This window comes from Rhizobium binxianense (genome assembly GCF_028994275.1).
Lineage (GTDB): Bacteria > Pseudomonadota > Alphaproteobacteria > Rhizobiales > Rhizobiaceae > Rhizobium > Rhizobium binxianense.
Window position 1 is genome coordinate 511,184 of the sequence record NZ_CP118713.1, and the last position, 18,182, is coordinate 529,365.

General features: G+C 63.0%; 16 protein-coding genes. 9 read left to right on the forward strand and 7 right to left on the reverse strand.

The features are described 5' to 3' along the window. The first annotated feature begins 15 nt into the window (after nucleotides 1-15). The 3 genes from waaA to lpxK all read left to right on the forward strand — a co-directional run bounded on the left by waaA (nucleotide 16) and on the right by lpxK (nucleotide 3,262). Nucleotides 16-1,335: a lipid IV(A) 3-deoxy-D-manno-octulosonic acid transferase gene (gene waaA, locus PO860_RS02500; protein WP_183605850.1), complete on the forward strand. Its 1,320-nt coding sequence runs from the start codon at nucleotides 16-18 to the stop codon at nucleotides 1,333-1,335. A gap of 9 nt (nucleotides 1,336-1,344) precedes the next feature. Further along, nucleotides 1,345-2,067 carry an HAD family hydrolase gene (locus PO860_RS02505; protein WP_183605851.1) on the forward strand — a complete coding sequence of 241 codons (723 nt, stop codon included), beginning with the start codon at nucleotides 1,345-1,347 and terminating at the stop codon, nucleotides 2,065-2,067. Nucleotides 2,068-2,218: 151 nt separating this feature from the next. Next, on the forward strand, nucleotides 2,219-3,262 hold the full coding sequence (gene lpxK, locus PO860_RS02510; protein ID WP_273880314.1) for a tetraacyldisaccharide 4'-kinase: 1,044 nt from the start codon (nucleotides 2,219-2,221) through the stop codon (nucleotides 3,260-3,262). On the opposite strand, the gene PO860_RS02515 is transcribed toward lpxK, so the two are convergent. Both PO860_RS02515 and mutL read right to left on the reverse strand, forming a co-directional pair. Beyond that, nucleotides 3,259-3,489 carry a DUF2093 domain-containing protein gene (locus PO860_RS02515; protein WP_183605853.1) on the reverse strand — a complete coding sequence of 77 codons (231 nt, stop codon included), beginning with the start codon at nucleotides 3,487-3,489 and terminating at the stop codon, nucleotides 3,259-3,261. The two genes, lpxK and PO860_RS02515, sit on opposite strands and share 4 nt — an antisense overlap. Before the next feature lie 67 nt (nucleotides 3,490-3,556). Further along, nucleotides 3,557-5,359, reverse strand: coding sequence for a DNA mismatch repair endonuclease MutL (gene mutL, locus PO860_RS02520; protein ID WP_275038082.1), 1,803 nt, complete (start codon nucleotides 5,357-5,359; stop codon nucleotides 3,557-3,559). Between the two features lie 291 nt (nucleotides 5,360-5,650). Between mutL and PO860_RS02525 the strand changes: the two genes are divergently transcribed. Both PO860_RS02525 and PO860_RS02530 read left to right on the forward strand, forming a co-directional pair. Next, a complete protein-coding gene (locus PO860_RS02525) occupies nucleotides 5,651-7,372 on the forward strand; it encodes a response regulator (RefSeq protein WP_183605855.1) in 1,722 nt (573 codons plus the stop codon). Nucleotides 7,373-7,545: 173 nt separating this feature from the next. Then, nucleotides 7,546-8,910 (forward strand): putative bifunctional diguanylate cyclase/phosphodiesterase, encoded by a 1,365-nt coding sequence (locus PO860_RS02530; RefSeq protein ID WP_183606641.1) that lies wholly within the window; start codon nucleotides 7,546-7,548, stop codon nucleotides 8,908-8,910. A gap of 67 nt (nucleotides 8,911-8,977) precedes the next feature. Here the strand turns inward: PO860_RS02530 and PO860_RS02535 are convergent, their stop codons facing one another. From PO860_RS02535 to PO860_RS02555, 5 genes are all read right to left on the reverse strand, one after another. Next, nucleotides 8,978-9,586 (reverse strand): PRC-barrel domain-containing protein, encoded by a 609-nt coding sequence (locus tag PO860_RS02535; RefSeq protein ID WP_183605856.1) that lies wholly within the window; start codon nucleotides 9,584-9,586, stop codon nucleotides 8,978-8,980. Between the two features lie 231 nt (nucleotides 9,587-9,817). After that, nucleotides 9,818-10,705, reverse strand: coding sequence for an SMP-30/gluconolactonase/LRE family protein (locus PO860_RS02540; RefSeq protein WP_273880315.1), 888 nt, complete (start codon nucleotides 10,703-10,705; stop codon nucleotides 9,818-9,820). Beyond that, nucleotides 10,702-11,343 (reverse strand): 2-dehydro-3-deoxy-6-phosphogalactonate aldolase, encoded by a 642-nt coding sequence (locus tag PO860_RS02545; RefSeq protein WP_273883752.1) that lies wholly within the window; start codon nucleotides 11,341-11,343, stop codon nucleotides 10,702-10,704. Before PO860_RS02545 ends, PO860_RS02540 begins: the two co-directional genes overlap by 4 nt. 13 nt (nucleotides 11,344-11,356) lie before the next feature. Beyond that, entirely contained in the window at nucleotides 11,357-12,271 is a 915-nt protein-coding gene (locus PO860_RS02550; protein ID WP_275034205.1) for a 2-dehydro-3-deoxygalactonokinase, read from the reverse strand. Then, nucleotides 12,271-13,038, reverse strand: a complete 768-nt coding sequence (locus PO860_RS02555; RefSeq protein WP_275038349.1) for an SDR family NAD(P)-dependent oxidoreductase — start codon at nucleotides 13,036-13,038, stop codon at nucleotides 12,271-12,273. The genes PO860_RS02550 and PO860_RS02555 overlap by 1 nt, the downstream gene beginning before the upstream one ends. Nucleotides 13,039-13,155: 117 nt before the next feature. Between PO860_RS02555 and PO860_RS02560 the strand changes: the two genes are divergently transcribed. The 4 genes from PO860_RS02560 to PO860_RS02575 all read left to right on the forward strand — a co-directional run bounded on the left by PO860_RS02560 (nucleotide 13,156) and on the right by PO860_RS02575 (nucleotide 18,178). Further along, nucleotides 13,156-13,953: an IclR family transcriptional regulator gene (locus tag PO860_RS02560; protein ID WP_183605859.1), complete on the forward strand. Its 798-nt coding sequence runs from the start codon at nucleotides 13,156-13,158 to the stop codon at nucleotides 13,951-13,953. Between the two features lie 229 nt (nucleotides 13,954-14,182). Further along, nucleotides 14,183-14,917, forward strand: a complete 735-nt coding sequence (locus PO860_RS02565) for a LuxR family transcriptional regulator (protein ID WP_183605860.1) — start codon at nucleotides 14,183-14,185, stop codon at nucleotides 14,915-14,917. Nucleotides 14,918-15,453: 536 nt separating this feature from the next. After that, nucleotides 15,454-16,632, forward strand: a complete 1,179-nt coding sequence (locus PO860_RS02570; protein WP_183605861.1) for an Mrp/NBP35 family ATP-binding protein — start codon at nucleotides 15,454-15,456, stop codon at nucleotides 16,630-16,632. Between the two features lie 568 nt (nucleotides 16,633-17,200). After that, the gene (locus tag PO860_RS02575) at nucleotides 17,201-18,178 is read left to right on the forward strand and encodes a magnesium transporter CorA family protein (protein WP_273880318.1); all 978 of its coding nucleotides are present in this window, start codon (nucleotides 17,201-17,203) and stop codon (nucleotides 18,176-18,178) included. Nucleotides 18,179-18,182 lie beyond the last annotated feature (4 nt).

Below are 18,182 nucleotides of genomic sequence, written 5' to 3' on the forward strand. Positions count from 1 at the left end.
TCGGAGGCTGGCGCAATGAGCTCCCGGATGGCTCGGTTCGGTCTGAGCGCATACCGTCTGGCGGGAACCGTGGCCTCTCCTGTTGTCGGCCTCTATATCACCTACCGCACGGCCAAGGGCAAGGAAGACCGGGCGCGCCGCCTGGAACGCTTCGGCTATCCGAGCGCCAACCGGCCGCAAGGCCCGCTCGTCTGGTTCCATGCCGCAAGTGTGGGCGAAACCAATGCCGTCATCCCGCTGATCCGCGAAATCCGCCGTCGTGACATCCATGTCATCCTGACGACCGGCACCATCACCTCCGCGAGACTCGCCGCCGAGCGGCTCGGCAATGAAGCGATCCATCAATATGTGCCGCTCGATCTGAAGCCCTCCGTCAGCCGCTTCCTCGATTATTGGCAGCCCGATTGCGCCATCATCGCCGAATCCGAGATCTGGCCGGCAACGGTGCTGGAACTCGGCCGCCGCCGCATTCCGCAGATCCTGATCAATGCCCGCATGTCGGACCGCTCCTTTGCCCGCTGGCGCCGTCGCCCGGCGATTGCCGAAGCCTTGTTCGAGAATCTCGCCCTCGTCATCGCCCAGTCGGATATGGATGCTGAACGTTTCCGCGATCTCGGCGCCGTCCCCGTCATCACCTCAGGCAATCTGAAGGTCGATACCGACGCACCGCCCTATGACAGCGCTGTGCTTGCCCGCTACAAGAAGCAGATCGGCGAGCGCAAGACCTGGGCGGCGATCTCGACCTTCGACGGCGAGGAGAATGCCGCCGCCATCGTCCATCGGGCGCTGCGGGAGCGCGATCGTCAATTGACGATCATCGTGCCGCGTCACCCGGAGCGCTGCGACGAGATCGAGGCGGCGCTCGTCAAGCAGGGGCTGAAGGTCGCCCGCCGCACCCGTGACGATGTCTTGTCGGCCGATGTCGATATTTTTCTCGGCGATACGATCGGCGAAATGGGCCTCTATCTGAGATTGACGGAAATCGCTTTCGTCGGACGCTCGCTCTTTGCCGAAGGCGGCCAGAACCCGCTGGAGCCCGCCATGCTCGGCTGCGCCGTACTCTCGGGTGGCCATGTGCAGAATTTCCGCGATGCCTATCAGAAGCTTGCCCGCAGCGGCAGCGCCCGCATGGTGCGCGATACCGAGATGCTGGCCAAGGGTGTGCATTACCTGCTGATCAATGACGAAGCCCGCCGCAACATGATCGAGGCCGGCATCACCGCCGTGCATGAGATGCGCGGCGCGCTGACCGCGACCGTGAAGGGGCTGGAACCCTATATCAATCCGCTGACGGTGAAGGCGCGGCTGCTGCCCAAGGCCGTGGCCCAGGTCTGAGGATATATCATGTCGGCAGCGACCCTTATCAAAGGCATTCTCTTCGACAAGGACGGCACGCTGCTCGACTATGACGAGAGCTGGCTGCCGGTCAACCGGGAGTTGGCCCGCATTGCAGCCCAAGGCGATCCGCTTCTCGCCGACCGGCTGCTTGCCGCCTGCGGCATGGATCCGGTGACTGGCCATATCGTTCCCGACAGCCTGCTTGCCGCCGGCAATACCCGCCAGATCGCCGAGGGCCTGGTTGCCGCGGGCTCGATGGTCGATGTCGGTGACCTGACGGTGCGCCTCGACGAACTCTTTTCCAGCGCCGCCGAATTTTCCGTGCCGGTGACCGATCTCGCCGGCTTCTTCGCAAGGCTGCATCAGCGCGGCTTCAAGCTCGGCGTCGCCTCCAGCGACAACGAACGGTCGATCCGCCAGACGGCGGAACGCTTCGGTTTTGCCCGCTATGTCGATTACATTGCCGGCTATGATAGCGGTTTCGGTGTCAAGCCGGAGCCGGGCATGGTGCTCGGCTTCTGTGCCGCGACCGGTCTTTCGCCTGAAGAGGTTGCGATCGTCGGCGACAACAATCACGATCTGCACATGGGTCTGAATGCCGGGACGGGCTTAAGGATCGCCGTGCTGACCGGCACCGGTTCGCGGGATTCGCTGGCCGCCGCGGCCGATCACGTGCTCGACGACATCACCGCCATCGAGGCGTTGCTGCCGGATCTGCAGCCGGCCTAGAAGCAATTCCAGCAAAACTGTGCAGCGGTTTTGCCAGGCAAAGGGTGAAACGCTTTTGCCGGGAATTGCGCTAATCTGTAAGGGCTTGCATTTTCATCGATTTTGGCTTCTCAATCCGGCCGGTCGAGGGGCAGGGGAGCGGGACGGCAAGATGATATCCGAAGCGCCGCCGTTCTGGTGGAGGAAGGCCGATTGGCGGGCCTGGCTGCTGCTGCCGCTTTCCTTTCTATACGGCCGCATCGCCGGCCACCGCATGGCGCATGCGCGCCGCGCCTCCGTTCCGATTCCGGTCATCTGCGTCGGCAATTTCACTGTCGGCGGTGCAGGCAAGACGCCGACGGCACTGACCATCGCCCGTGCCGCCAAGGCCAAGGGGCTGAAGCCTGGTTTTCTCAGCAGGGGGTACGGCGGCTCGCTCGATGTGACGACGGTGGTCGATCCCGCTCATCACCGCGCGGTCGCCGTCGGCGATGAGCCGTTGCTGCTTGCCCAGGAGGCGCTGACGGTGATTTCCCGCAGGCGCGTCGAGGGTGCCGCGCGCCTGGTGGCGGAGGGCGCCGATCTCATCATCATGGATGACGGGTTCCAGAGCGCCCGGCTGGCGATCGACTATGCCCTGCTCGTGATCGACGCGACCCGCGGCCTTGGCAACGGCCATATCGTGCCGGGCGGCCCGGTGCGGGCGCCGATCCGCCAGCAGCTGAGTCATGCGACGGCGCTCTTGAAGGTCGGCGGCGGCAATGCCGCCGACAGGATCGTCCGCATGGCGGCGCGTGCCGCAAAACCCTATTTCACCGCATCGCTGAAAGTGCGCGGCGACAACATGCTGGCCGGCGTGAAGGTGTTCGCCTTCGCCGGCATCGCCGATCCCGCCAAATTCTTCCGCACTGTGGAATCACGCGGCGCCGAAATCTCCGTCGCCAAGAGCTTCGGCGACCACGAGCACCTGACCGAGGAGGAGATCGACGACATCCTGACCACCGCCGAGCATCAGGGCCTGCTGATCGTCACGACGTCCAAGGATTTCGTCCGCCTCTCCGGCCATCCCGGCAAGGCGGCGCAGCTTGCCGAAAAGAGCCGGGTGATCGAGGTCGACATGGTGTTCGAGGATCACCTTGCCCCAAGCCTGATCATCGACAGGGCGATTGCCGCCTGCCGCGAGCGGCGCCTGCGGGAGATGAAGGCTGGGAGCTAGCGCCGCTGGTTCGGCAGCACGCCGGCGCGTTTGTCGGCTTCGATCGCCGAGATCACGTCGGCATAGGGTTCCTGCCGGGCGACGCTCCAATAGCGCAACTCGTCGAGCGGGATCTGTTTTCCCGTCATCGCGCAGATGACATAGGAGCCGGGCGAGAGAATCTGGAAATCGCCATCGAGATACCGGATCTTCGCTTCGCGGTTTCCATGGCCTTCGAACAAATTCATGCGCTCCGTTCCCTGCAGTCTGTCATCCCCTTGCCATACTCCCGAAAGGGCTGCTTTTCCAGCTTTTTTAGCTTCTGCCGAAAAGCCGCTCGATATCGCTGAGCTTCAATTCGATATAGGTCGGCCGGCCATGATTGCACTGGCCCGAGCCGGGCGTCACTTCCATTTCCCGGAGCAGCGCGTTCATTTCCTCCGGCCGCAGCCGCCGTCCGGAGCGCACCGATCCGTGGCAGGCCATGGTCGCCGCCACATATTCGAGCTTGGCCGACAGGCCGGACGCCGTGTCCCATTCGGCAATCTCGTCGGCAAGCTGGCGGATCAGGCCATGCGCATCGACCTCGCCGAGCATGGCCGGCGTCTCGCGCACGGCGATCGCCCCGGGGCCGAAACGCTCGATTGCCAGGCCGAGCTCGGAAAGCTCGGCCGCATGCTGCATCAGCCGGTCGCAATCCTCTTCCGGAATGTCGATGATCTCGGGGATCAGCAGCACCTGCGAGGCCAGCCGCTTCGAATGCAGCGCCTTGCGCATCGCCTCGAACACCAGCCGCTCATGCGCGGCATGCTGGTCGACGATGACAAGCCCGTCCTCGGTCTGGGCGACGATGTAATTTGCGTGAATCTGCGCCCGCGCCGCGCCGAGCGGGTAGCGCGCGGCCGGTTCGGCGGCGGCCGGCTGCGGCGAAAGTAGCGGCTCGGCCCGCGCCGTCGGCATCGAAAGCGCGTCGAAGGAGGCCTGTGGCCGTTCACTGAGCCCGGTTGCCGGCTGGTAGGGCCGCGACGGCGAGGTCTCGGCCGACCACGCCGTCTGCGGCCGCTGCGCGTAAGGCTGAAAGCCGGGGCGGAAGGCGCGCAGCATGTCGCTTGCCCCGGTCGTTGCCGCCCGGCTGCCGTCGCGCGCCAGGGCCTCGCGGATGGCGCCGACGATCAGGCCGCGCACCAGGCCGGGGTCGCGGAACCGCACGTCGGATTTGGCAGGATGCACGTTGACGTCGACGAGAGCGGGATCGAGCGTGATCGACAGCACCGCCACCGGGTGGCGTCCTGAAGGGATGGTCTCGGCATAGGCGCCGCGGATGGCCGAGAGGATCAGCTTGTCCTGCACCGGCCGGCCGTTGACGAAGGCATATTGATGGGCGGAGTTGCCGCGATTGAAGGTCGGCACGCCGGTAAAGCCGGTGAGCGAGATCTCCTCGCGCACAGCGTCGAGCGCAATGGCGTTGTCGCGGAATTCCTTGCCGAGCACCTGCGCCATGCGCGCCAGGTGATCGTCGCCGGTCGCCGGAAATTCCAGCGTCGTGCGGTCCGAGCCCGACAGCACGAAGCGCACGGCAGGGAAGGCGATCGCCATGCGCTTGACGATTTCGGTGATGGCGCCGGCCTCGGCCTTCTCCGTCTTCAGGAATTTGAGCCGGGCGGGCGTGGCGAAGAACAGGTCGCGCACTTCGACGATCGTGCCGGGATTGGCGGCGGCCGGCCTGATATGGGCGATCTTGCCGGCGATCACGGCGATCTCGTGACCGCCGGCGCTGTCGCGCCTGCGGCTGGCGATGCTGAGCCTGGCGACCGAGCCGATCGAGGGCAGCGCCTCGCCGCGGAAGCCGAGCGTGCGGATATCCTCGAGCGTATCCGACAATTTCGAGGTGCAGTGGCGCCTGACCGCCAGTTCCAGATCAGCCGCGTCCATGCCCGAGCCGTTGTCGCTGACGCGCAGCAGCGCCTTGCCGCCACCTGATGTGGCGATCTCGATGCGCGTCGCGCCGGCGTCGAGCGCGTTTTCGATCAGTTCCTTGGCAGCGCTCGCCGGCCGTTCGATGACTTCGCCGGCGGCGATCTGATTGATGAGTGTTTCGGAAAGCTGTCTGATGGCCATGGGCTATTTTCGAGGATTCGCGGGCCGGAGGGAAGGGCTTTCGATAGGCTTTCCCAAGCGTGATCCGAGGCTCTCCCCAAGCTTGGGAGTCGCTGCTGCATGATTTCATCCTTAAATCGGTTCCGATTTAGGGATGAAATCATGCAGCAGTTCAAAGCGTTACAGCGTCCCATGCGCGCCTCGAAAAGACGCGCGGCGCGGTAATGTTAAGCCGGTTTTAACATAAAAATGGCATTTCTATTCATATACCTCCGGAAGCTGCGAAATCGAACAGATGTGGGACGCAATAGCATGAGTGCCGGCTTCGAAAAGGCGGACACATCATCAGAAATCGATGGGACTCCCGCCGAGGCCGATCTGCAGACGGCGCTTTTCGATGTGGTGTGCGACAGCCTTTCCGCAGCTTTCATCATCTATGACAAAAACGACCATCTGATCTTCGCCAGCCGCCAGACGTTGGAATTCTTCCCGTTGCCGTCCGAGATGCTGAGGCCCGGCACGCGGCTCCGCGATTTCCTCGGCGCGATGTATGACACCGGCATTCGCCAGCAATATGCTGCCAAGCAGGGCGGCTCGCTGAGCCGCGAGGACTGGCTGTCGCAGAAAATCGCCTCGCATTGGCGTGAGCGCTTCGAATCCGTCGAGCGCCACGGCGCCGACAGCTGGGTCCGCTTCGTCAAGCGCAGGCTGCCGGGCGGTTACGGCGTCACCATCATTTCCGACATATCAGAGGACAAGAAGCGCGAAGAGCAATGGCGCTCGGATCTGGAGCGGGTGCAGCTCACCGAGGACATTCTCGACAATCTGCCGTTCCCGCTTTTCGTCAAGGACCGCAACCTCACCTATGTCGCGGTCAACCTTGCCTTCTGCGAGAAATATCAGACGACCGCTGACGAGGTGCTCGGGCGCAAGAGCGGCGATCTCTTTTCTGAAGAGATCGCCAAGCGTTTCGAGGAGAGCGATCGCCATGTGCTGGAGACCGGCGAAATGTCCGTCTCCCGCCAGCGGCAGATCTCCCGCGACGGCATCGAGCGCGACATTGTCAGCCGCAAGCACCGCATCGGCAAGCCCGGCCGCTATTTCCTGGTGTCGACCATGCAGGACCTGCCGCGCGACGGCGCCGATCTCGACGAGTTCGGACGGGCCTCGGCGATCACCACGTCAAGCAATCAAAGCTACCGTCGGGCCTATGTGCCGGTGCCGAGCGCCGTCGAACGCCGCGAACCGGCTGCGATGGAAGCGATCGTTCCGGAGAATTTCTCCGGCCGCAAGGTCCTCGTCGTCACGGCCGACCTCGCCGCCGAGACTGCTGCCTTGCGGACGCTGTCGAAATACGGTTTCGAATCCTGCTCGGTCCGCGGCGAGGACGAGGAGGAGCGCTTCCTGGAAATTGCCACCTCCTCCGGCATCTCGCTCGATCTCCTGATCATCGACAATCAGATGGGCATGCGCTGCCTGGAGCTTGCCGAGCATTACGGCATCCCGTCGCTTGTTATGGACGGATTCCAGATCGCCAACGAGCTCACCTTCCAGATCGCCCGCCATTTCAACCGCAACAGCCGCAGTGCTGCCGGTGCGGATACGGATTGGGAAATCAGCATTTCCGACGATGTGGTCGGCCTGCAGGTTCTCGTCGCCGAAGACAATGATATCAATCAGATCGTTTTTTCGCAGATCCTCGAGGGCCTCGGTTATCGCCATATGATCGCGGCGACCGGCGACGAGGTCGTGCGCCTGTGGGCCGAGCACCGGCCGCAGATCGTGCTGATGGATATTTCCCTGCCGGGCTTCAACGGCTTTGAGGCCGCCCGCCTGATCCGGCAAATGGAGGAAACCGGCGGCGGAACCCGCACCCCGATCATTGGCGTGCTGACCCAGGCCTTCGAACGCGACCGCGCCGAATGCGTCAAATCAGGCATGGACGATGTCATCATGAAACCCGTCAGCCCTGACATGCTCGAGGCGATATTTCAGAAACACCTATTGGATGAAGCCCTGCGGGCGCGAGGCTAATGCATGTCGCCCGAAGTATGCCGCGGTTCCGGGATAACGGCATGGATAAAACAAGGCAATCCCCGTCAAATCCCCAGATTTAGGGCGATTCAAGCGGCCATGGCCGCTGATTTACTATCGAATTGTTAAGATATGCCGGTCATTCTTTGCATGGCGCGGGAAAGCTCGGGTGGATAATGAAATCGGCGGATATAGCTTTCTTGACCGTCGGTCAGAATGAGCTTCAGACGATGGCCTATACCGATCCGCTGAGCGGATTGGGAAACCGCAATCGCATGCGGGAGAAGGTCTTGCAGATCTCCTCCGAGCGTGCCAGCGATCCGGCCCCCTTCACCATCGGCATCGCCAATCTCGACAGTTTCAAGCCGATCAACGATCTCTTCGGCTCGGCGGCCGGCGATGAAATCCTGTGCCAGGTCGCGCATCGCCTCCGAGCCTGCATTCCCGATGGCGCGCTGGTCACCCGCCATGATGGCGATGAATTCGCTTTCGTGCTGCCGCTGATTTTCGAGCGGGCGAGTGCCGAGAAATTCGGCCAGATGATCCGCGAGGTGTTGTCGGCCCCCTATGATCTCGGCGACCGCAACGTCCGTCTCTCCGCCTCCCTAGGCTTTGCCATCTACCCCTTCGCCGGCGAGGATTGCGAGGAACTGCTGAAGAGCGCGGAAACCGCGCTTTACCGTTCCAAACGCCGCGGCCGCGGCCAGATCACCGTCTACAGCAGAGAGATCGCCCAGGAAATGAAGCGCGCGACGCAGTTGGAGCAGGCGCTCAGAAACGCCATCATCTCCGACGCGATCGACGTGCATTTCCAGCCGATCGTCTCGCTCTCCAACAACCAGGTCGTCGGTTTCGAGGCGCTCGCCCGCTGGAACGATCCCGACCTCGGCTTCGTCTCGCCCGGCGTCTTCGTGCCGCTCGCCGAAGAGCGCGGCTTCATCGATGCGCTGTCGGAGGCGCTGCTGCGCAAGGCCGCCGAAGCCGCCCTTTCATGGCCGCGCGATCTCTTCCTGTCGTTCAATCTGTCCTCGGCCCAACTGATGGATCCGGGCACGAGCAGCAGCGTATTGTCGATCCTCGGCCGCGTCGGCTTCGATCCACATCGCCTGGAGCTGGAGATCACCGAGACCGCGGTGATGAGTTCGGCCGATACCGCCCACCGCATCATCGCCGATCTGCGCGCCGCCGGTGTGCGCATTTCGCTCGACGATTTCGGCACCGGCCAGTCGAGCCTGGGGCGCCTGCGCGACTTCATCTTCGACAAGATCAAGATCGACCGCGCCTTCGTCTCGCGCATCAATTCCGACCGCGCCTCCGAACACATCATCAAGGCGATCCTGACCATGTGCGACGGCCTGGAGCTGGAGGTCGTGGCGGAAGGCATCGAGGATTATGCCGAGGCGGTGAAGCTGCGCACGCTCGGCTGCGGCATGGGGCAGGGTTATCACTTCGGCCGTCCGGCCGACGGTATCGCCACGCTCCGCTTCCTGCACGAGAACTATTACGATCCGGCCGTGGCGGAGCGTGTCAGCGCGTAAAGCGATGGCGGCATAAAACGATGGCGCCCCTAGGAGCGCCATCGCCTACGTTATACTACCGCGCGGTTTACTTAGGTGTGGTCGAGCCGGTCGCCGTGGTATCGGTGCCGGTCGCAGCCGGGGCCTTTTCCGCTGACTGCATGGCCAGCGTCTTGAACTCAGGCGCGGCCTTCAGCGATTCAGCCGTTTCGCTTGTCGTCAGCTTGACGCTCCCGTCCTGGGTGTTCTGGGCGACGGTGATCTTGTCCATCGGCACGGCGACGTTCTTTTCGCCAATCCCGAGGAAGCCGCCGACGCCGATGATCGCAGCGACCAAGCCGCCGTCCTTCTTCATGATCAGGTCGTTGACGCTGCCGATACTTTCATTGTTGCCGTTATAGACCGACTGGCCGATATAGGTGTTGGCGCTGACCTGATCCGGAGCCTGCTCCGTGATATAGCCAGCCTGGGCCGTGTCTGCCGTCGGTGCTGCGGCCGGAGCCTGTGCGGCATCGCCTGCCGGCTTGGTGACGTCAGGGGTGATCGGCGGCTTCGGTGCTGCCGGATCGGCGGGAGCCGCCTGCGTCGAAGCGGCTGGATCGGCCGGCTGCGGGGCGGTCTGCGAGAATGCCGCCGGTGCGAAAGCCGTGGCAAACAGTGCGCCAGCGGCAACGGTCGTCAGGAGTTTGCGTGTCATTTCGAACCTACCTTCATTTCCCTAGAGTGATTGCTGACCCGGCAACGCCTCTAGTCATTGCCGCGCCGGTTCGAAGGGAAAATGGCTGGTGCGCCGATTGGTTCCGGTTGAAAACACGGAAAATTTCTCGATTTTCACGGAACATTTCTCAACCAGCAACCACCTGAACGAGAAAAGGCGCCCCGGTCGGGAGCGCCTCTGATCGCCGCTGGCAAGCAAATGCGGGTCGCGTCAGATCACATAGACCGGATCGAACACGCCTTTGACGTCGATGCCGAGTTCCAGCAGCGCGCCGGCGCTGGGCTGCGCCGAACGGGCATCCTCGTCCAGCCCCTCCCAGGCGGTCGTCACCGCCAACCGGTCGGCATTGACGCCGATGAAGGCAGGGCAGGAGGGCTGGACGGCGGGAACCTTGTAGCGCGAGATGCGCAGGCCATCGGGATTGTAACGGTCGACGACGCCCGCACCCCAGCGCGAATTCCAGATATAACCGTCGGCATCGACCACCGAGCCGTCGATATCGCCGGGCTCGTTGGCGCTGTCGACCAGCACGATCGGCTCGCCCGCGGGCAGGCCGGTCTGCGGATCGACCATGACGCGCATCAGCCGGTTGAGGCGGGAGTCCGTATAATAGCCGATCGTGCCATCCGGCGAGAAGCAGATCGAATTCGGGATGCTGATGCCGTTGAAGATCTTCGTCACCTTGCCGCCAGCGACATGATAGATGGCGCCGGCCTGGTTTTCCGCCCGCTTGCTCATCGTGCCGATCCAGAGCGCACCGGAAGGATGGGTACGACCATCGTTCGAACGGTTTTCCGGCTTGTCGTTTTCGAGCGCCGCATAGAAGGTGAGGTTGCCGCTCGCCACATCACGGACGAACAGCCCTTCCTCCGTCGCGATCAGCTGCCGTCCGGCGTCGATACGGGCCAGCACGCTTGCCATGGCAGGCAGCGGATGCACCTTTTTCGCGTTTGTCGAAAGATTGAGCTCGTGCAGTTCCTTGCCGAGGATGTTGAACCACCAGACAGTATCGCTGTCCGGATCATAGGTCGGACCTTCGCCGAGAACGGAGTTGGTGTTGCAAAGGGTCTTGCCCTCGAACTCATAAATATCGGTCATACGCTCACGCTCCCAATGGCTGCATCATAGGCGTAAATGGTCGCCTTGGCGCGCTCGGCAACCTCTGACGCGGTCATTCCCGGCTTGTAGAGGCTGGTGCCAAGGCCGAAGGCAAAGATGCCGGCCCTGGTATAATCGCCGAAATTCTTGTCCGATACGCCGCCGACGGCGGCAATCGTCAGCTCCGGCGGCAGGATGGCCCGGATTGCCGTGATGCCGGACGGGCCGAGCACGCTCGCCGGAAAAAATTTGAGGCCGGTGGCGCCGGCGCGCGCTGCCGCCAGCGCCTCGGTCGGGGTAAAGACGCCGGGCATCGTCACCATGCCGTAGTCGCGCGCCCGGATGATCACCTCGGGGTCGACATTCGGTGTGACCAGCAGCTTGCCGCCGGCCGCATTCAGGCTGTCGACCGCCTCGACCGTCAGCACCGTGCCGGCACCGATCAGTACCTCGGCCGGCGCCATCTTCGCGGCGATCTCGATGGATTTGAACGGTTCCGGCGAATTGAGCGGGATCTCGATCGCCGTTAGGCCGTTTTCGATCAAAGCGCCGACGATGCTCTCGGTCTCGTCGGGCCTGATGCCGCGAAGGATGGCGATCAGCGGCCGTTTCATCTCGGGGAAGGGGATACGGTTCATCATGTCGGCTTTCTCAATTCGGCCAGATGGCTTCGGCGGCGGCCGAAAGCCCGCGGCGCACGGCGGCGTCCGCATCGATGGCGGTGAAGGGAAGGGAGAGGGTTTTGAAGGCCTGTTCGTAGAGCACCTGCAGGCGCCCGGAAGCGACCAGGGTGATGCCTGAGTTGGCTGCATCCTGCAGCGCGCCGGCGATTTCGAGGCCGATCAGCGTGCCGGAAAGCCGGGCTTGCGCGGCAGCAGCCGAGATGCCGTGCAGCAGCTGGCCCGAGCGGGCGGCAAAGAGCAGGTTGGAGGCAAGCGCCGGCCGTGCAAAAGCCGACGATACCGCGGCCTCGAAGGCCGCCGCGTCCGCCGGCTGCTCTCCGGCGCTGGCAACGGCATGCGAGAGGATCGTGTGTTTGCTGATGACGTCGAACAGCTCGCCGGTCATGAAGGTCGAAAAGCCGGTGACCTTGCCGTCCGTCACATGCACCCATTTCGAATGTGTGCCGGGCATGCAGACCGCCTGCGCTCCGGAGCTTGTCCGGCCGAGCGCGCCAAGCAACTGGGTTTCCTCGCCGCGCATGACGTCGGGTGTGGCGATATCCCGCTGGGCAAGACCCGGCAGGATACGGATGTCGCGGCTTTCCCCCGGTACTGAGACCGCTCCGGTAAGGATCGATGCGAGCGGGGCCGGCACGTCGATATAACCTGCCTCGACCCAGCCCTGCCGTGCGCCGGCCATGCCGCAGACGATCACCGGCAGGTTTTCCGGCGCCTCGACGGCCGTGAGGTGGGCGGCAAGCACTTGGGAAAAGCCGGTCTTTGCAGCGCTCGCCATGCCTTCGCCGCTGCGGCGTTCGGCAAGGATGCTGCCGTCTCTGTCGAGCAGCCAGAGCCGGAAACTGCTGGTGCCCCAGTCCACCGCAACATAAGCGGGATTTGCCATTACAGAACGCCTCCATCGACAATCAGGGACTGCGCGGTCATCGCCGCCGCGCAGTCCGATGCAAGAAACAGACAGGGACCGACGATCGCGTCGGGCTTGAGCGGAATTTTCAGGCACTGGTTCTCGACCGAGCGCGCGATGCTCTCCTCGGTCAGCCAGAGCTGCATCTGCCGTTCGGTGACGACCATGCCGGGCAGGATGCAGTTGACCCGGATATGGTCCGGCCCGAGCCTGCCCGCCATGCTCTTCGTCAGTCCGACGACCGCAGCCTTCGCCGCCGCATAGGCGGGAAAACCGCCCATGTTCAGCTTGAAGGCGATCGACGACATATTGATGATCGCCCCGCCGCCGGCCGCCCGCATCGACGGCACTACTGCCTGCGAGGTGAAGAACACATGCCGCAGATTGACCGCCTGGTTGTTGTCCCAATAGGCCTCGGTCACCGCGTCGAATTCATGGCGGTCGTCCCAGGCGGCATTGTTGACGAGCACGCGGATCGGCCCCGAACGCGCCACGACGGTATCGACCGTGCGCCGGATCGCCTCGATGTCGCGCAGGTCGGCATGGTGGAAGGAGACCGGATGCGCCGTCTCCGGCGACAGCCTCTCGGCGAGCGCGCGGCCTGCGTCCTCGGCGATATCGATGAAGGAGATTTTGGCGCCCTGGCGCGCGAAACCTTCAACGATCGCAGCACCGATGCCCGATCCACCGCCGGTCACGAGCACGGCTCGGTCTTTGAACTCGGGAAACTGTGCGGCTGGCATCATGTTCATTGTCATCATCAGCGGCGCCTCCCGACCTCGTAATTCCATTATTTGGAACTTAATTTGACTATATGGAATTATCCAATTATGCTGCCCTTTCTGTCAAGGGTGGATGGGGCGATGAATTCAAGCGGCGACGGCATGGCGCAGGCACGCGAGACCGGCACGCTCGGCAAACTGATGGTTCTGCTCGATCTCGTCACCCATGCAGATGGCCCACTGCGTTTCACCGATATCCTGGCCCTTGCCGGCCAGCCGCGCGGCACATTGCATCGCCAGCTGAGTCACCTGGTGGAAGAAGGTCTGCTCGAACTCGATGGCGACGGCCGTTATGCGCCGGGCCTGCGCCTGCTCGATTTTGCCGCCCGCAGCTGGGCGCGCAATGAATTTCGCCTGATTGCCGAACCGCACCTGGCCGATCTGCAGCAGGCGACCGGCGAGACGGTGCATCTCGGTGTTCTCAGAGGCCAGTCGATCATCTATCTCGATAAGGTCGACGGCCGTCAGCCGGTGCGCATGTATTCGCAGATCGGCAATGCCTCGCCCTGTTACTGCACCGGCGTCGGCAAGGCTGCTCTTTCGCTGCTTCCCGCCGATCTCCTCGCCGATCTCCTCGCCGATCTGAGCTTCACCCGCTTTACCGCTTCGACCCATGTCTCAGCCGAAACGCTGCTTGCCGAAATCCGTGAGATCGCCGACCAGGGCTATGCCTTCGACCGCGAGGAGCATGAGGCCGGTATTTGCTGCGTTGCCGCCCCCGTCTGGTCGGAGGATCGGACTTTTATCGGCGGCATTTCGATCACCGGCCCGGCCTATCGCTTGTCGATGGAACTTCTACGCCAATGGGTCGTTCCGGTTCAGCGGGCAGCTGGGAGGATCATGGAAGGCATGCGCATCCGCCTCGGCCCGCGCCGCTGACGGAAAATTGCGCTCCGCCCTTGCCGAACGCAATTCAGAGAGCATGCTTATGATGAGGGCGATATTGAGATTTGCCGGCGAATCACGACAACTGCAAATAGTCCGCGAAATCGACAACCACTCACCGGCCGAACGCTGCACGCCGAGGCCGGCTCCGTTTGATCCAATCAGCGATCGTCATTCCCCGATGCAATCGAACCGGCTGCCCTGCCGAAGATGAAGAAATGTGATGGCACCCTTGTCGCAAACATCCCCGGAAGAAGACGATTATATCAACGAGATAGCGGGCCTGAAGACCCAGTTCGATATTTTCCGTTTCCTGAAACGCGTGACGGAAGCCTATCGCAGCCGTGCCTTCATGGTTCTCAACCTGCCGCCGATCACCTCCCTGGATCTGCAGGGCAGCACCGTCATCACCAGCTGGCCGGCCGAGCTTCTGGCGCTCTACGACCAGGAGGGACTGCTGGTCAACAGCCCGGTTCTCCGGCGGCTCAGAACATCGGCGCGGCCGTTCTTCTACGACACGTCGCGCGAGAACTGGTCGCGCGACGACGGCAAGTCCGCGCTCGTCGTGACGATGTTCGAACGTTTCAGGATGATGCGCGGCGCCTATTTTCCGACGCATGAGCCCTCCGGCCTGCGGGGCGCCGTGTCTTTCGCCGGCGACCGCGAACTCTTCAGCCCGGTGGAGATGCGTGAGCTTTGCTACATCGCCATCCATGTCTTCGACAGGCTCGCCGAGATCCGCAACCTCGATACGCGCATCACCGACACGCTGACCGACCGCGAGATCGATTGCCTCAACTGGACGGCGGCCGGCAAGACCAGTGCGGAGATCGCCGAGATCCTCACGCTGTCCGAGCACACGGTCAATCATTACCTCAACCGCGCCACCAAGAAGCTCGATACGGTCAACCGCACCCAGGCGGTCGCCAAGGCGCTGCGGATCGGCCTGATCAAATAAGATGCAATAAGGCGCGGCGGGCTTTCGCCGGCCGCCCAGCGCTTGAGCAGATCCCTGCCATTGGCGCCATCCCCGGGTCGCCATTGTGGCATTTCCGCCGATTTTCCGTCTGGCACGCTTTCTGCATCTCCTTTGGCAAAGGCCCAGAGGGGACTTGGACCAGCGCCAGGAAATGGCGCGGCCGGCACACTGCTGCCCGACACCGATGCCGCCCTTCTCGTAGGCCATCGGTGTCGGCGGCGGTTGTTGCGTTTTGGCACCGCTTGTTGGCAGCTGCTGGCGATTTGGTCTTTCCCCTTCATTTTTCGCTGGCCTTTTTGCCGGCTTACTCTAGTTCGCCCGCATTGCGCCGGTTCTCGGGGAGACCGTTGCGGCCATCAGGGCGAAAGCCCGGCGGACTTGATGGCCGCAACGGATTGCCCATTCTCCCCGGCGCTTTTGCAAGCCGGCAAATCGATTTCCCCACGATGATTTCGTTTGGCGAAGGCGTCCGCCTCCACTATTTGTGGTCTCTGCAGGCAAGCAGTGAGGATGGAATGGCCGACGTCACCAAGGAACAGGTTCTCGAAACGCTGAAGACCGTGCGCGGACCCGATCTCGAGCATGATATCGTCGAGCTCGGCATGGTCTCCGACGTCTTCATCTCCGACGGCAAGGTCTATTTCTCCATCACCGTTCCCGCCGATCGCGCCAAGGAGCTGGAGCCGATGCGGCTTGCCGCCGAACGCGTCATCAAGGAAATGCCGGGCGTCAAGGGCGCCCTCGTCACACTGACCGCGGACAAGAAGGCGGCCGCCGCAGCTCCCGCCGCCCGCCCTGCACCCAACCCGCCGCACGGCCATGCCGGCCACGATCACGCGGGCCATCATCACGGGGCGCATGCGCCGCAGCCACAGCCGCCGCGCGCTGGCAAGATCGGTGTGCCGGGCATCGGCGCCATCATCGCCGTCGCCTCGGGCAAGGGCGGGGTCGGCAAGTCGACCACCGCCGTCAACCTGGCGCTCGGGCTGCTGGCGAACGGCCTTCGCGTCGGCATTCTCGATGCCGATATCTATGGCCCCTCGATGCCGCGGCTCTTGAAGATATCCGGCCGCCCGACGCAGATCGACGGTCGCATCATCAATCCGATGGAGAATTACGGCCTCAAGGTCATGTCGATGGGCTTCCTCGTCGACGAGGAGACGGCGATGATCTGGCGCGGGCCGATGGTCCAGTCGGCGCTGCTGCAGATGCTGCGCGAAGTCGCCTGGGGTGAGCTCGACGTACTTGTCGTCGATATGCCGCCCGGCACCGGCGACGCGCAGCTGACCATGGCCCAGCAGGTGCCGCTTGCCGGCGCCGTGATCGTCTCGACGCCGCAGGATCTCGCCTTGATCGATGCCCGCAAGGGCCTCAACATGTTCCGTAAGGTCGAGGTGCCGGTGCTCGGCATCGTCGAGAATATGAGCTATTTCATCGCCCCCGATACCGGCACCCGCTACGATATCTTCGGTCATGGCGGCGCCCGCAAGGAGGCCGAGCGCATCGGCGTGCCCTTCCTCGGCGAAGTGCCGCTGACGATGAATATCCGCGAAACCTCCGACGCCGGCACGCCGCTCGTCGCCTCCGAGCCGAACGGCGTCGTCGCCGGCATTTATCGCGGCATCGCCGCCAAGGTCTGGGAGCAGGTGGGCGGCCAATCGCAGCGCCCCGCGCCGACGATCGTCTTCGAATAACGACAAATAGTGCATGTCGCCCGGAAGTGTGTAGCGGTTCCGGGAAAACCACATGCATCAAAGGAAGAACGCATGTCATCGGGACGTGTGCGGCGTTCCGGCGGAACGACAGCATAAACAGAGAGCTTGAGGCCCGAATCACCGTGGCGGATACCCCAAATTGTGGGGGAAACGTGGTGAAAAGCCGCGCTTCACGGAAGATGTCTTGATTATTTCATGGCTTTGCTTCATATGCCGCGGCGCCATGATGGCGTTTGCTGCAGATGCTCAATGACGGCCGCCTTCGTTCCGAAGGATACACCCGCCTGCGAGTTCGGAGTTGTCTTGTCGATCGAAGGATTGGTAACTGCGATGCGGTGGAGCACAATGCGCATGCCGGTCCTTGAGGTCGGATGCAGCCGGAGTCGTATGAACTTTCTTGATCTGCTTCCGTTTCGAGCCAGGCACGTCTGCTGGAGTTCCGCTGGGATGAGCGACCGTCGCGTTGCCGCACTGGCGACGGCAGGGAAAGGCTTGCGATGAAAAGCGCACTGGCCGCGAAGCGCCGTGAGCATCGGAGAGGCTGCCGTTGATCACCGCCTACTGTTCCAATTGCACGTCGGTCGAAATTCGCGACCTGTCGCATGCCGCATCCTTCCCTGAGGATGTGGTGTGGATCGACATGATCGAGCCGACCCGCGACGAGGAGCTCTATGTCGAGAAGGTTCTCGGCATCGAGGTCCCGACCCGCGACGATCTCAAGGATATCGAGCCTTCCGCCCGTCTTTATATCGAAAACGATGCCGTCTTCATGACCGCCTCGCTACTCTGGAAGGCTGATACCGACGCGCCGACGCTGACCGATGTCGCCTTCATCCTGGCCGGAAACCGCCTGGTCACCATCCGTTACGCCCACCCCAAATCCTTTGCGCTGTTCATCGCCGCCCTTCATCGGCTGCCGGAAAATTGGCGCAGCGGCGCTGCCCTTCTCGCCAAGCTGTTGGAGACGATCGTCGACCGCACCGCCGAGATCCTAGAGATCTCCGTCTCGCGCATCGACATCCTGTCGATGCATGTCTTCGGTGATCGGGCAAAGAAGGTGCGCAAGCCCTCGAACTATCTCGAGGAGAAGCTCAGGGATATCGCCGGCTATCACCGGACGATCAGCAAGGTGCGCGACAGCCTCGGTTCGCTGTCCCGCCTGCTGACCTTCTTTCACACGATCCCGGCGATGCAGCAGGACCGTGAGGCGAAGGAACTCTGCCGTACCGTCTCGCGCGATATCCAGTCGCTGTCGGAGCATGCCGCCTTCGTCGCCGGCAATATCACCTTCCTGCTCGACGCTTCGCTCGGGCTGATCAACATCGAGCAGAACTCGATCATCAAGATTTTCTCGATTGCCTCGGTGGTGTTCTTGCCGCCGACCTTGGTCGCTTCCATCTATGGCATGAATTTTCAGGTCATGCCGGAACTGGCCTGGGCCGCGGGTTATCCCTATTCGCTGGCCCTGATGGTGATATCAGCCGTCATCCCCTTTTTCTTTTTCCGCTGGAAAGGCTGGCTCTGAGGAG

What these genes read in the sequence shown, in the direction of transcription:
- PO860_RS02515 (WP_183605853.1), bottom strand. Translation starts at nt 3,489, where the DNA reads ATGAATTTGTTCGAAGGCCATGGAAACCGCGAAGCGAAGATCCGGTAT.
- PO860_RS02550 (WP_275034205.1), bottom strand. Translation starts at nt 12,271, where the DNA reads ATGGCAAATCCCGCTTATGTTGCGGTGGACTGGGGCACCAGCAGTTTC.
- mutL (WP_275038082.1), bottom strand. Translation starts at nt 5,359, where the DNA reads ATGGCCATCAGACAGCTTTCCGAAACACTCATCAATCAGATCGCCGCC.
- PO860_RS02560 (WP_183605859.1), top strand. Translation starts at nt 13,156, where the DNA reads ATGAATTCAAGCGGCGACGGCATGGCGCAGGCACGCGAGACCGGCACG.
- PO860_RS02540 (WP_273880315.1), bottom strand. Translation starts at nt 10,705, where the DNA reads ATGACCGATATTTATGAGTTCGAGGGCAAGACCCTTTGCAACACCAAC.
- lpxK (WP_273880314.1), top strand. Translation starts at nt 2,219, where the DNA reads ATGATATCCGAAGCGCCGCCGTTCTGGTGGAGGAAGGCCGATTGGCGG.
- PO860_RS02535 (WP_183605856.1), bottom strand. Translation starts at nt 9,586, where the DNA reads ATGACACGCAAACTCCTGACGACCGTTGCCGCTGGCGCACTGTTTGCC.
- PO860_RS02565 (WP_183605860.1), top strand. Translation starts at nt 14,183, where the DNA reads ATGGCACCCTTGTCGCAAACATCCCCGGAAGAAGACGATTATATCAAC.
- PO860_RS02555 (WP_275038349.1), bottom strand. Translation starts at nt 13,038, where the DNA reads ATGATGCCAGCCGCACAGTTTCCCGAGTTCAAAGACCGAGCCGTGCTC.
- PO860_RS02525 (WP_183605855.1), top strand. Translation starts at nt 5,651, where the DNA reads ATGAGTGCCGGCTTCGAAAAGGCGGACACATCATCAGAAATCGATGGG.
- PO860_RS02545 (WP_273883752.1), bottom strand. Translation starts at nt 11,343, where the DNA reads ATGAACCGTATCCCCTTCCCCGAGATGAAACGGCCGCTGATCGCCATC.
- PO860_RS02570 (WP_183605861.1), top strand. Translation starts at nt 15,454, where the DNA reads ATGGCCGACGTCACCAAGGAACAGGTTCTCGAAACGCTGAAGACCGTG.
- waaA (WP_183605850.1), top strand. Translation starts at nt 16, where the DNA reads ATGAGCTCCCGGATGGCTCGGTTCGGTCTGAGCGCATACCGTCTGGCG.
- PO860_RS02505 (WP_183605851.1), top strand. Translation starts at nt 1,345, where the DNA reads ATGTCGGCAGCGACCCTTATCAAAGGCATTCTCTTCGACAAGGACGGC.